This window comes from Novosphingobium aromaticivorans DSM 12444, from assembly GCF_000013325.1.
Classification (GTDB): domain Bacteria; phylum Pseudomonadota; class Alphaproteobacteria; order Sphingomonadales; family Sphingomonadaceae; genus Novosphingobium; species Novosphingobium aromaticivorans.
This window is the reverse complement of record NC_007794.1, coordinates 1,758,756-1,771,685: the sequence shown is the minus strand read 5'-3', so window position 1 is coordinate 1,771,685 and position 12,930 is coordinate 1,758,756. Positions and strand designations below refer to the sequence as shown.

Here is a 12,930-nt window from a genome sequence, read left to right as displayed (position 1 = left end):
GGTCAGGCCTCCTTCTGGCGGCGGGCGAGGAAATCCTGGATCGAGGCCACGCCCCGCTCCTTGGCCTCGAAAAGGCTTTCAAGGTGTTCGCGGCTGTTGACGAGGCCGAGCGAAGCAACGCGCCCGGCTTCGTCGAGCAGGACCGCGTAGGGCAGCTTCGAGACGCCGAAGGCGCGGCCAAGGGCTTCGGAAAGGACGGTCGGAACATTTTCGAGGCCGTTCAGGTCACGCAGGCGCTGGTACTCCGCCTTGGAACCGTCGCCAGCGATCACGATGTCCAGCCAGTCGGCCTCGGCGGTTGCCGCAGAACGGACCACGGGGAGCAGCGACTTGCACACCGGGCAGTCGGGCGAGGCGAAGAACAGAAGCTGGCTGCGCCCGTCCCGCTTGCCACCGATCTCGACCGGGGCGCCCTCGATGGTGGTGACCGTCATCGGGCTGGCGGTCTCGCCGATCTTCACATTCTGGTGCAGTGTCAGGGCCCCTGCCGGGGCAATGCGTTCGTGGAGAATGCCGACCTGACGGGCAAGCGCCGCGATCAGCAGGCCCTCGACGATAACGGCGGTCCACAACAGGATCTGGGACGTCAGCATCACGACTTCCTCCAGCGAGGATGGGGAATGGCAAGGATTTCCGAAGCGCCCAGATAGAGCGCAAGAAGTCCGGCGGCGGCGAACGGAGCGTCGAGCCCGAACGGCGCCGCCGGCAGGGTGGATACGAGAAATGCAAACCCGGCGAGCACCAGGGGACGGGCGACGAGCGGCGCGTCGACAGCCTTTTCACGGGCGACGAGATCGCAACCGCAATCAAGCGTCTGCCCGCGCAGCCGGAACAGCGCGGCGGCATATCCCGACCATAGAACCGCCGCGATGAGTGCGCCGGTGGCTCGCAAGTCCGGCACGAACAGGCAGACAGCCGCGACCAGTTCCACCGTGCCGGCGGCGATCAGGGCAAGCAGGCCCTGGCCGCGCAAACCGGACAGCCTGCCCGCGACGCTTGCCAGCCTTTCGTGCTGGAGCGCCTTGTGCAGGGCGGAACCGCCCAGCAGAAGCGCAAGAAAGAGGGGGAGCGCGGCCACGTCAGGGTGCCGTGATGACGATGGGATTGGCACCGCCGGCAGTGCCGAGCGAGCGCACGAGCGCGCCGGTCGCCGGGTCGTGAACATCGATGGTGCCATCCCCGCGCGCAACGACCAGGCGGGGCGTCGCCTCGCGGGTCAGCGCGATCGCAGACGCGACCCCGTTGAGCGCGATCCGGCCCACGCGGGCCTTCTTCACCGTGTCGATGACCCAGACCTCGGTGCCGCCGTCCTTGTGGCTGCCCTCGCGCCCGTTAGGGCTCATCAGGACGTAGAGCTTGCCCGCGCCATCGGCGGCGATGACCTGCCAGCCGCCCGGACGCCATTCGGGGGCGGCGCCATCGGCAGTGCCGATGTTGAAGCTGCCGGGAAGCGGGCGCGCCACGTCACCCGAGAAATCGAAAGCCTGGATCTGCCCGCGATAGCTGACGAACCATGCAGTCCTGCCGACCCACGCGGGCGTGCTGAACAGCGGCTGGTTGTCGATGTCCTGCACCTTCTCGACCGTCTTCGACGAGACCGCCTGGCCATCAGGGCCAAGCTTGACGCTGAACAGCGAGCCATCGGCGCAGAAGCTGGTAAATCCACGTTCGCCGGTGGGATAGAGCTGGGCGCAGCCCGGCAGGTCGATCTCGGCAATCACCTTGCGCGCATCGATGTCGAGGACGCTGACCGACTGGGCCGGGGTGAAGTTGGCGACCAGCGCCCACTTCTCGCCGTTCGTGAACTGGAAGAGCTGCGGATAGGTGACCGACTGCTGGCGCTTGCCGCCCGGCATGACGATTTCACCCTTGGGCTGGAGCGTGGCCATGTCCCAGATGGTCACGGCGTCGGTACGCTCACCCCGCGTGAGCCGGGAATAGAATGTCTCGGACGTCAGTATCTCGCCACGGCTAGGCGAGACCAGCATGTTGGCGAACTGGGCCGCGCGAACCATGCCCTTCACCGGATGGTCGGTCGACGCGGTGTCCACCACCATGACCCGTCCATCGACGATCGAGCTGAAATGAAAGTCGTGGATCAGCACGACACTGGCCGGCCACTGGGACGGAAGTTTGGCCGACGCCGGAATGGGCTCCTCCGGCAGAGGTTTGGGATACGGCGCCTTTGCGGCCGGAGTTGCGGCGAGCGCCGCACCGGAAACGGAAAGGGCAAGGGCCAGCGCAAACAACCTCATCCGGAACTCCCTGGCGTCTGGCCGGTCATCGCCGGCTACAGGGGTATAGTCTCAAAAGGGCAACAAATCTGTCAAGTGACCTAAATTTGTCAGGTGACAGGTTTTTCCGCTGGCGCTAATGTCGGAGCGTATGCAAGGAAAAACCGATATGTATCAAAAGGAAGATGCGCCAAAATTCGTGACCGACATGATCATGCCGGAACGCGAAGGGGGGTATCTGAAGGGTCACGAGACCCGAGAGCTGATCCTGCGTACCGCCCTCACCATCCTGATCGAGGAAGGTTACCGGGCCATGTCGATGCGCCGAGTCGCGGCGGCCTGCGACTTGAAATTCGGCAACCTTACCTACCACTATCGCAGCCGCGAGGACCTGGTCCGGGCGATGATGGACGCGGTGATCCGCAGCTACGAGATCGAGTTCGAGGACATCATGCACATGCCCGGGGTCCCGCCCGAAGAGCGCCTGCGCCGCATGTGCATGCTGATCCTCGACGACATCCGCTCGAAGAAGACCACCCGCTTCTTCCCCGAGCTGTGGGCGCTGTCCAATCACGATCCATTCGTGCTCGAACGCATTCAGGATCTCTATGTCCGCGCCCGCGCGCCGCTTCTGGAGATCATCACCGAGATGCGGCCCGACCTGCCACCGATGGACCGCGAGACGGTGTCACTGTTCATATCGGGCTCGATGGAGGGAATGACCATCTTCGCGGGCCACGAAAAGCCGTTCGAACCGCGCATGCCGCAGATCGAGCGAGTGGCGGTCCATGCCTTCTGCAACCTGGTGAAGACGATCACTTCCGAACAGATCAGGGGGTTGGCAACCGCCTGACGGGATAGCCCTGCATCTTCTTGATGCGCCGTAGCGAGAAACTGGAGCGCATGGCGGACACGCCCGGCAACCGCGCCAGGCAATCGCGGTGAATGCGGTCGTACTGATCGAGATCGCAGGCAGCCACGCGCAGGAGATAGTCCGCCGCGCCCGACATGAGGTGGCATTCGAGAATGTCGTCGAAGTCCCCCACCGCACGCTCGAACCTGTCCATCACCTCGCGACTCTGGCTGGTGAGCGTGATCTCGACAAAGACTTCCACCGTAAGGCCCAGCAGCCGCGGCTCGAGGCGGGCGCCATAGCTGGCGATCACGCCTGACTGTTCCAGAGCCTTGATGCGGCGATGACACGCCGAAGGAGAGAGCGAGACCTTTTCGGCGAGGTCGGAGATGGACAGCGCCGAGTCGGCCTGGATCGCTTCAAGCAGAGCGAGGTCAGCACGATCCATGAAAATTCTTCCCGATTATGCGGTGAAATCCGAAAAATATCACCAAACAGCCACATCGCAAGGCTGCAAATAGGCAAGAACTGCCGGGACCATCGCGATAGTCTTGCGTTTACCAGGAGACCACGAGCCACAGGAGCTTGTCATGCGCGTCGGAACCGTCCGTGAAATCAAGAACCATGAATACCGCGTCGGGCTTACCCCCGAAAGCGTCCGCGAACTCGTCGCCCATGGCCACGAAGTGTGGGTCGAAGCCGGCGCGGGCAACGGCATAGGAGCAAGCGACGCCGACTACGAAGGCGCGGGCGCGATCATCAAGGCCGATGCCAGGACCGTGTTCGACGGTTGCGAGATGATCGTGAAGGTCAAGGAACCCCAGGCCGTCGAGCGCGCGATGCTGCGCCGTGGCCAGGTGCTCTACACTTATCTCCATCTCGCACCCGATCCGGAACAGACCGCCGACCTCGTCAAGTCCGGCGTCACCGCGATCGCCTATGAAACCGTCACCGGCGCGGGCAATGCCCTGCCCCTGCTCAAGCCCATGAGCCAGGTCGCAGGTCGCATGTCGATCCAGGCTGGCGCGACAGCGCTCGAAAAGGCCAACGGGGGCCGGGGCGTGCTGCTTGGCGGCGTACCGGGCGTGCTGCCGGGCAAGGTCGTCGTCATCGGCGGCGGCGTGGTGGGGTTCAATGCGGCGCAGATGGCCGTGGGGCTTGGCGCCGACGTGACCATCCTCGACCGCGACCCTGACGTGCTCGAACGCCTCGACAACCACTTCGAAGGCCGCGCCCGCACGCTCTATTCGGGCAAGGCCGCGCTTGCAGCGCTGGTCGCCGAGGCCGACCTCGTGATCGGCGCCGTGCTGATCCCCGGCGCCGCCGCGCCGAAGCTGGTCACGCGCGACATGCTGGCGACGATGAAGCCCGGCGCGGTTCTCGTCGACGTTGCCATCGACCAGGGCGGCTGCTTCGAGACCAGCAAGGCGACGACCCATGCCGACCCCACCTATGTCGTCGACGGCGTGGTCCACTACTGCGTCGCCAACATGCCGGGCGCGGTTGCACGTACCAGCACCTACGCGCTGAACAACGTCACGCTCCCCCACGCGCTGCGCATCGCGGACAAGGGCTGGAAGGAAGCGCTGCGCGCCGACCCCAACCTCGCAGCGGGCCTGAACGTCCACGAGGGCAAGGTCACTTACGAAGCCGTGGCAACCGAACTGGGATACGAATACACCCCGGTCGCCGACATTCTCGCCTGACCGGGACCGGGGCGGCCTCCTTTAGAAGGTCGCCCCTCCCCGACTACCGCCCGTGCCTAGATCGCGTTGATGTCGACGACGGTCGGGATCGTGTCGTTTAGCAAAACGATCTTCTTGCGCGCGATCCGCCAGCCATCTTCACCGCGCACCAGTCGATAGTCGTAGCGGCCGAAGAAACAGTCGGCGCGATTCATGCGGACATCGAAGCGGTGGCAGACGAACGCCGCCGAGACCCGCGCCGCGTCTTCTTCCTCCGCATCGACCAGCACGTTCGTCACCTGGTGCACGACACGCGGCAGGGGTGTCGAGGCGGTGGATAGGCCGGAAGTCAGGCGCATGACCCGATCCTCGAGATTGCGCCGCCCCTTGTAGTAGATCAGCGAAAGCTCGCGGTCGGGGTCTTCCGTTGTGGTCGTCTCGTCCCGCCAGGCCGGCATCCAGAACTCGACGTCGGGCGTGAACAGGTCGAGCCATTCGGCGAAGCGACCGGTGTCGATCAGCACGGCTTCGCGGAACAGCAGCTCCTCGGCCTCCGCGCGGGACAGGGGCGTGCTCATGCCGCGAACTCCGGTGCCATGCGCGCGGCCCAGGCGCGGTAGTAGCTGTGGTAGAGCGTTTCGTCGCAAAGCTGCGAGTCCGCCAGAACGCTGCGCTGCGGTTCCAGTCCGATACGTTCGGAAAAGCGGTTGCCGCCTTCGACCGAGGCCTCCATCCCCCGCGCATACCCCTGGAGCCAGGGTTCGGTCGTGCCGGCAAAGCCGATCTGGCAGTTTTCGTAAGACACGGTGTCGTCGGGCGTTGCCATGCCGGTGGGGTTGAAGAAGTCCTCGTACTGCCGAATGCGCTGGCGGCGGGCAGCGTCGCTTTCCCCCTTGGGCGCGATGCACCAGGTGCGCATTTCGGTAAGCGCCGGCGAAATCGGGCGGATCACGCGAAGCTGGCTCGACGCGTTCTCCGCGACCTGCAGGTTGGGAAAGATCGTGAGGTTGCGCATGTTGAACATCCAGTCGCGCTTCCCCTCACCCACACGCTCCGCCAGTTGCGCCGCGCGTTCGTAGAGCGGGATCGCGGGGGTGACGCCAAACACACCCCAGTTCAGCACGTGGCCATTTGCCATGCTGAAGCTGCCGCCGCCGACGCCCTTGGTGTCCTCCTTCCAGTAGTCGCTGTTCTCCCACACCGAGGCAACGACCTCTTCGCTGATCTCCTTCTGCCGCCGTTCCAGCACGCGGATGTAGGATGGGTGGGCGGATGTGAAGTGATAGGCGTCGGAACAGTTCTCGAGCTGGAGCTTCCAGTTCGCCTGATAGGTGAAGGTCACCTGCCCGGGCACGAGTTCCAGCCCTTCCTCGCTCTGATCCGCGACGAGATCGAGCAGCTTGGCGGCTTCGCCGAGATGTTCGGCCAGCGGCGGGACTTCAGGCGAAACGCTGCCGAACAGGAAGCCGCGATAGCCTTCAAAGCGCGGGAGGACCGCGAGGCCATGATCGTCGCGGTCGAAGGCATCGGAATAGCACCCGGCCGCCTTCCATTTCACGGCCTTGTTGCGGCCGGCGCTGTCGAACGACCAGCTATGGTACGGACAGACGTGCAGCCGCGCGTTGCCTTGCCGCACTTGCGCCAGGCGCGCGCCCTTGTGCGGGCAGGAATTGACGAAGGCGCGCAACACGCCCTCCCCGTCGCGCTGGACCATGACCGGCACGCGCCCGGCGGAGGTGGTGAAGAAATCGTGCGGACCGGACGCCTGCGATTCCATGCCGAGAAAGACCCATCCGCCCTCGAACAGGCGGCGCATTTCCGCGTCGAACACGCTTTGGTCGGTGAAGATCGCGCGGTTCACGCGGAACACGCCTTGCGAAGGGCGGTCGTCGATAAGGTCGGAAAGGCGCAAGGTCACAGCACCACCGCTTCGACCAGCGTCGGCACGTCGGCGGCGAGCGACCAGCGCAGCGCCTCGTCGAGCGATGCCGCGTCCTCGGCGCGGCGTGCGACGATGCCGTGGCCTTCGGCAAGCTTGCAGAAGTCCAGTTCCGGGAACTGCGTGCCGACGAGCTGCTGCATGCCGAAATGACGCCCGAAATGGTGCAGCGCCTCATAGCGGTTGTTCTTGAGGATGAGGAAGCTGACCGGCAGGCCATGCTGCGCCGCCGCGTGGAGCCCCTGGATCGCGTACATGGCGGAACCATCGCCAAGCAGCGCAATGACCTTGTCGTCCGGCCGCGCCATCGCCATGCCCACAGCGGCCGGAAGCCCGTGGCCGAGCCCGCCGCTGGCCGTGGTATAGAAGGTGTCCTTGCGCAGGATCGGCAGGTGTTCGTGCATCGGCCCCCGGCTCGAAGGCGCTTCCTCCACGACGATGCTCTCGGGACTGCGCAGGGCGGCAAGGCGCTGGAGGACATAGGCATCGGTAAGAGCCGCGCCATCAAGCCGCGGCAGGCGCTGGCGCACGGGTGGAGCATCGCGCTGCACCGGCTCCGGCCCGGCCAGCAAGGCATCGAGCGCCCTGTCGCACTGCGCCACGATGGCAGTTCCCGCCGGCGCCCATGCGGCATGGATATGGTTGTCACCGATCAGCCAGACATCGCAGCCCTCCGGCATATGCGGCCCATGTCCCTCGACGTGGTAGAGGTTCATCGGCCCGCCCAGCGCAAGCACGAAGTCGTGGGACGAAAGCGTGGCCACGATGGCCTCGCGCCCGGCCGTAAGGAACCCCGCGAAAAGCGGGTGGTCTTCCGGAAAACTGCACCGGGCGGACATCGGCGCCACCCAGACCGCCGCCTGATGACGCTCCGCAAGGGCGATCACGCGGTCCCAGGCGCCATCGCGCGCCACCCCCGCACCAACGACGATGGCAGGACGTCGCGCCTGCGCCATCGACGTCGCGCACGCGGCGAGAGCAGCAGGATCGCCAGCCCGGTCTGCATGAACCTTTCGCGCCGCGAACGGCTCACACGACCGATCCCAGTCGTCGATGGGGATCGAAACGAAGGTCGGCCCGCAAGGCGGCTCCATCGCCACCAGCCAGGCGCGGTGGATCGCGGCGGGAACGTCTTCCGCCCGGGCCGGTTCGCAGGACCATTTCACGAACGGACGCGGAAACTCACTGGCGCGTTCGGCGAAGAGGAAGGGCTCGTAAGGCAGGATCGAGCGCGCCTGTTGCCCCGCCGTCACCACTAGCGGAGTCTGGTTCTTGAACGCGGTAAAGAGGTTGCCGAGCGCGTGCCCGACGCCCGCCGAACTGTGCAGGTTGACGATGGCTGCCCGGCCCGTCCCTTGCGCAAAGCCATCGGCCATGCCCAGCACGACGCTTTCCTGAAGGCCCATGACATAGCGGAAATCGTCCGGAAAATCGCGGAACATCGGAAGTTCGGTGGAGCCCGGATTGCCGAAAACGGTAGTCATGCCGAGTTCGCGCAGAAGGTCGATGGTAACGTGACGGACGGTCGACATGATCTCTCCGGGCATATGCTTGTCAACCGAGGATGAACTGCCGCAGCCTTAGAAACAATTGCAATCTTGGCGGAAAGCCATACGCCTTGCGCATGGATTTCGACGAACGCCAGCTCCGCGCATTCATCGCCATTGCCGATACCGGCAGCCTCGGCCGCGCCGCGCGAGTTGTGAACCTGACCCAGCCCTCGCTCAGCCGCCTCGTCCAGGGCATCGAGGAAAGGCTTGGCCATCGCCTGTTCGATCGCGGCGGCAAGGGCATGGCCTTGACCGACGCTGGCCGGCTCCTTCTCCCACACGCCCGTCACCTCGTTGCGGAGATGCAGAACACGCGCGACGAGCTTGCCGCCCTGCGCGGCCTGCGGCGCGGGACGGTGCGCATCGGCGCGGTCGCGGCGGTGCTGCGCACGCTCGTCGCCAGCGCAATCGGCAGCGTGCTGGTCGAAACACCCGATCTCGCGTTCGAGCTGGTCGAAGGCGTCGACGGTGAACTGCTCGATGCGCTGCTGACGCGCAGGATCGACCTTGCCGTCTCCTCGCAACCGCTGGACCACGACGAAGTGGTTCCGATCGGCGAATGCACCTATCGTGACAGCTTCGCCGTCTTCTGCGCCGCCTCGCACACCCTACCGCCCCGCCCGACGCTGGCGCAGGCGATGACGCGGGGCTGGGTCATGCCGGGCCATGCCTTCACGCCGCGCGGCACGTTCGAGGAAATCGTCCGGCGCCATAGCCTCACACCGCGCGTCGTCGTCGAATGCGGTTCCGTCGAAGCCATGATCGCCGTATCCGCCAGCAGCGAACTGCTCTGCTGGTTGCCGGAGCCGCTCCTCGCCCCGCACCTTGCCAGCGGCGCGATGCGGAAGCTCGACATTGCCGAGCTCGCGCTGCAGCGCCGCTTCATCCTGCATCGGCGCAAGTCCGGCCTTCTACCGGATGCGGCGAGCCAGTTCGTACGTCATTTTCCGCTTGTCGGCAGCGGGGCTTGACCGACCAATCCACCCGCCGGGATACTCGCGCGCATGTACGAGCGAGGGACTATCCAGATGGAGCGCGTGGTTATCGTCGGTGCCGGCGCGATGGGCTGCCTCTTTGCGGCAAGGCTGGCCCTGGCCGGAAAGCAGGTCACGCTGGTTGACGTCGACACCGCGCGGCTGGAGCAAATCGCGGCCCGCGGAATAGTCCTGCACGACGACCACGGCGACCGCACGGCCCGCGTCACCGCCTGCACTGCGGCAGATGCCGAGCCGGCAGACCTCGTGCTCGTTTTCACCAAGGCAATGCATACCGCAGCAGCCATCCGTTCGGTCGCGCATCTGAACGACGGACATTGCTGCGCCCTTACCCTGCAGAACGGCCTGGGTAACGCCGAAGCCTTGGCTGAGGTCTTCCCGGCAGATCGCGTGCTGATCGGCGTGACCGACTGGCCCGCAGACCTCCTGCCGCCGAACGGCGTCGCCGCGCACGGCACGGGCCACGTGTGGCTGGGCCCCTGCGACAAGGCCGGCGCAGACCATGCGCAAGCCGCAACCACGCTGCTCAACGCGGGCCGGATGGATGCCCGGCACGATCCCGATGTCCTTGCGGCAGTGTGGGAAAAAGCCGCGTTCAACGCCGCGCTGAATGCGCTCTCCACCGTGCTTGGCCTGCCGGTGGGCGGACTGGACACGCCAGAGGGCCGTCGCATTGCGGTTGCCGTGGTCGACGAGACCGTCGCCGTCGCGGCCAGTCGGGGCATTGCCATGGACCGCGCGAGACTGGCGGCGAAGATCGACTTCGCCCTCGCCAACCACAAGGCGCACAAGCCATCGATGCTACAGGACCGCCTCGCCGGGCGGCCGACCGAAATCGACGCGATCAACGGACAGATCGTGAATGCGGCGACGGCAGCGGGGCTCACCGCGCCAGTGACCGCGACGCTTGCCGATCTGGTGCGAATGGGCGAGCCGGGGCGGACCCAGGCCCGCCCCGCGCTCTCCTAGCCCGCGATCAGAACTTCGCGCCCGCGCGCAGGCCGAACATGCGCGGCGTGGTGGGCACGATATAGGGACGCTGGCCGCACGATCCGCACTGCTGGAAGCGCGAAAGCTGGCCGCGCTCGTCGAAGATGTTCGAGACGAACAGTTCGATCGAGTAGCTGTCCCAGTCCGCTCCGACCGCCGCATTGACGGTGCCGAACGCCTTGAGCCTGCCAAGCTGGGCCGAGGGGTTGATCACGTCGCCACTGAAGGTTTCGTAGATCGCCGTGCGGATGTCCGACGAAGCCGAACTCTGGTACATTCCGTTGAGCTGGAAGTGTGCCTTCGCATCGCCCATCGGAACCGTATAGCGCAGCGTGCCGCTCGCCTTGAACTTCGGCGTGATCGGCAGGCGGGTGCCCTTGGGTGCCGAGATGAGGTTGGTTTCCCCGGTCGGACCATCGGCGGTACAGGTGAACGACGGATCGTCGAAGAGGCAGAGGTTCTTGAGCGTCTTGGTATCGGTGTAAGCCGCCGAGACGTTGACCGTCAGCGGACCGCGACCGATCGAGGCGTCCATGTCGACGCCGCGAATGCGGGCATTCGGGCCGTTGTGGATCTCGGTAAAGCTGTTGGCGCCAAGGAACGCGAACTGGAAGTCCTTCCAGTTCTGCTGGTACACCGCACCGTTGAGGCGCACCATTCCGCCCGCAAGCGTCGACTTGAAGCCGACTTCGTAGTTGGTGAGGAAGTCCGCCTTGTAGGGCTCGACGTCGGCGCGACGGTTGATGCCGCCGGGGCGGAAGCCGCGGCTCCAGGTGGCATAGAGCATCACGTCGCTGTTCGGCTTCCAGGTCGCGTTGAAGCGATAGGTAAAGCCATCGTCCTTGGTGCGCACCGGTTTGAGCGTACCGTCCTGATAGACCGCAAGGTTGGTGCACGGCCCGCCCGGAACCGCCGCCGGCAGCAGCGTACGCGACGAGCTGTAGGTGTCGGTGCTGCGGTCATACAGCCGCTCGCCCGCAGTGGTGAAGCACTGGGCAACGCCGGTACGGTTTGAATAGGCCGCGTTCGGCGGGTCGCCATCGTACTGGCCGGTGTCGCCCGGATTGCGGCCGAAGCCGAAGAAGCCGATCAGCGAGTTGTCGTACTTGAAGTAGCGACCGCCGGCCGTCAGCGTGACCGTTGGCGCAACGTCGAAGCTCACTTCACCGAACGCGGCATAGTCCTTGTCGACGCGCTTCTGCTCGGTCAACCACAGCGTACCAGGATGGCCATTGACGGACAGGTTTGGTGCCAGATTGGCGATCTGGTAATCCTGGTGAATGTCGTTCGACTGGCGCTGGTAGAACAGGCCCGCAACCACCCGCAGCGGCTGGTCCGCCGGCGATGCGATGCGCAGTTCCTGGCTCAGCTTCTTGAAGTGGTCGGTGCCGATCACCTTCTGGCGCGGGTCGATCGTGTTGCCGTTGGCGTCCTGGTAGGCGAAACACCCGGCAAGCCCGCTGCAATAGAACGTGCCTTCGTAGGTGTAGTTCGCATAGAGCGCGTCATAGGCTTCGGCGTAGTCGGTATAGTCCGACGACTGGAACGTGCGGCGATCGAGATAGGCGCCCGAATAGGTCAGGTCCCAGTTGCCGATCTTGCCCTCGATGGTCAGCGCCGCCTGGACGAACTTGTCGTTGCGGAACTCGGGGAAGAAGTGCTGGACCTGAAGGTCGCCGACCGATGGATCGAAGCCGTATGAACCGCGGCTCTTGGTCTTCTGGTACATGACCTGCGGGGTCACGGTCCAGTTGTCGTCGAGATCGACCTTGAGCGCGGCGCGGCCGCCGTAGGTGTCGGTGTAGTTGTAGTCCTTCTTCACGAAGGCGTTGTTGTTGACGCTGATCCCGTCGGGCAGATTGCCCGCGTACTGGTCGTTCTCGTCGAGCACGGGCGTGCCCAGGAAGGTCCGCGTGCCCGGCACGTTGTCGATGAAGCCCGCGTCGCGCTGGTAATAACCGACGACGCGAAGAGCCGCCATGGCCGAGATCGGGGCGTTGATCATGCCCTCGAACTTGTAGCCTTCGCCGCCCTTGTTGACCGTGTTCACCTCGGCATCGACGCTGCCGTAGAAGCCGGTCGTGTCGGGCTTGTTGGTGATGATGCGGATCGTGCCCGCTTCCGAGGAAGCACCGTAGAGGGTGCCTTGCGGGCCGGACAGGCTTTCGATGCGCGCGATGTCGTAGACGTGGACATCGAGGTTGCCGCCGATGGTCGTCACCGGCTGCTCGTCGAGATAGACGCCGACCGAAGGCAGCGAGCCAGAGTGGTTGCCGTCGCCGCCCGAAGCCACGCCGCGCATGTAGACGACGTTGGTACCCGGCGTTCCGCCCAGCGCCTGGAAGGTCACCGACGGCAATTGCTGCGCGTAATCCGTGAAGTTCGCGACGCCGAGCTGCTCGAGCTTCTGCGTGCCGAGCGCCTGGATCGAGATCGGCACGTTCTGGAGATTTTCGCTGCGCTTCTGCGCGGTGACGATGATGATGTTGGGATCGGATTCCGCAGCATCGCTTTGCGCTTGCTGCGCCATCGCGGGGAAGCTGATGGCCGTGCCTGCAAGCAGCAGCAGGCGTGAAATACGTGCGGTATAACTTGGTCCGGACTTCATGCGCATGGCAGAACCCACCCTCATGTTTCTGTTTTGCAAACGAATGCTGCGCTGCGCCGCACGCAATCGTCAAGAT

12 protein-coding genes are annotated in these 12,930 nt (G+C 65.2%); 4 read left to right on the top strand and 8 right to left on the bottom strand.

The window, feature by feature from the left end; genetic code table 11:
• Window positions 1-2: 2 nt before the first annotated feature.
• From SARO_RS08455 to SARO_RS08445, 3 genes are read right to left on the bottom strand one after another with little or no spacing between them, the layout of a single operon-like run.
• Window positions 3-593, bottom strand: a complete 591-nt coding sequence (locus SARO_RS08455) for a thioredoxin fold domain-containing protein (RefSeq protein WP_011445337.1) — start codon at window positions 591-593, stop codon at window positions 3-5.
• On the bottom strand, window positions 593-1,078 hold the full coding sequence (locus SARO_RS08450) for a MauE/DoxX family redox-associated membrane protein (RefSeq protein ID WP_011445336.1): 486 nt from the start codon (window positions 1,076-1,078) through the stop codon (window positions 593-595). Before SARO_RS08450 ends, SARO_RS08455 begins: the two co-directional genes overlap by 1 nt.
• Before the next feature lies 1 nt (window position 1,079).
• Window positions 1,080-2,255 (bottom strand): amine dehydrogenase large subunit, encoded by a 1,176-nt coding sequence (locus SARO_RS08445; RefSeq protein ID WP_011445335.1) that lies wholly within the window; start codon window positions 2,253-2,255, stop codon window positions 1,080-1,082.
• A 148-nt stretch (window positions 2,256-2,403) separates the two neighbouring features.
• Here SARO_RS08445 and SARO_RS08440 point away from each other — a divergent pair, with 148 nt between their 5' ends.
• Window positions 2,404-3,087, top strand: a complete 684-nt coding sequence (locus tag SARO_RS08440) for a TetR/AcrR family transcriptional regulator (protein WP_011445334.1) — start codon at window positions 2,404-2,406, stop codon at window positions 3,085-3,087.
• On the opposite strand, the gene SARO_RS08435 is transcribed toward SARO_RS08440, so the two are convergent.
• Complete coding sequence (locus tag SARO_RS08435; protein WP_011445333.1) at window positions 3,065-3,535, bottom strand: Lrp/AsnC family transcriptional regulator; 471 nt, start codon at window positions 3,533-3,535, stop codon at window positions 3,065-3,067. The genes SARO_RS08440 and SARO_RS08435 overlap by 23 nt on opposite strands.
• Window positions 3,536-3,677: 142 nt before the next feature.
• Between SARO_RS08435 and ald the strand changes: the two genes are divergently transcribed.
• Window positions 3,678-4,793 (top strand): alanine dehydrogenase, encoded by a 1,116-nt coding sequence (gene ald / locus SARO_RS08430; protein ID WP_011445332.1) that lies wholly within the window; start codon window positions 3,678-3,680, stop codon window positions 4,791-4,793.
• A gap of 56 nt (window positions 4,794-4,849) precedes the next feature.
• Here ald and SARO_RS08425 read toward each other — a convergent pair whose 3' ends face one another.
• The 3 genes from SARO_RS08425 to mdlC are packed head-to-tail and all read right to left on the bottom strand — an operon-like array spanning window position 4,850 to window position 8,243.
• Window positions 4,850-5,350: an aromatic-ring-hydroxylating dioxygenase subunit beta gene (locus SARO_RS08425; protein ID WP_011445331.1), complete on the bottom strand. Its 501-nt coding sequence runs from the start codon at window positions 5,348-5,350 to the stop codon at window positions 4,850-4,852.
• Window positions 5,347-6,690, bottom strand: a complete 1,344-nt coding sequence (locus SARO_RS08420) for an aromatic ring-hydroxylating oxygenase subunit alpha (RefSeq protein WP_011445330.1) — start codon at window positions 6,688-6,690, stop codon at window positions 5,347-5,349. Before SARO_RS08420 ends, SARO_RS08425 begins: the two co-directional genes overlap by 4 nt.
• Complete coding sequence (gene mdlC, locus SARO_RS08415) at window positions 6,687-8,243, bottom strand: benzoylformate decarboxylase (RefSeq protein ID WP_011445329.1); 1,557 nt, start codon at window positions 8,241-8,243, stop codon at window positions 6,687-6,689. The genes SARO_RS08420 and mdlC overlap by 4 nt, the downstream gene beginning before the upstream one ends.
• Window positions 8,244-8,335: 92 nt before the next feature.
• On the opposite strand from mdlC, the gene SARO_RS08410 reads away from it, so the two are divergent.
• Both SARO_RS08410 and SARO_RS08405 read left to right on the top strand, forming a co-directional pair.
• On the top strand, window positions 8,336-9,232 hold the full coding sequence (locus SARO_RS08410) for a LysR family transcriptional regulator (protein WP_041550247.1): 897 nt from the start codon (window positions 8,336-8,338) through the stop codon (window positions 9,230-9,232).
• A gap of 57 nt (window positions 9,233-9,289) precedes the next feature.
• Entirely contained in the window at window positions 9,290-10,225 is a 936-nt protein-coding gene (locus SARO_RS08405) for a ketopantoate reductase family protein (RefSeq protein ID WP_041550246.1), read from the top strand.
• A 7-nt stretch (window positions 10,226-10,232) separates the two neighbouring features.
• Here SARO_RS08405 and SARO_RS08400 read toward each other — a convergent pair whose 3' ends face one another.
• Window positions 10,233-12,854, bottom strand: a complete 2,622-nt coding sequence (locus SARO_RS08400) for a TonB-dependent receptor (protein ID WP_143004893.1) — start codon at window positions 12,852-12,854, stop codon at window positions 10,233-10,235.
• Between the last annotated feature and the right edge of the window lie 76 nt (window positions 12,855-12,930).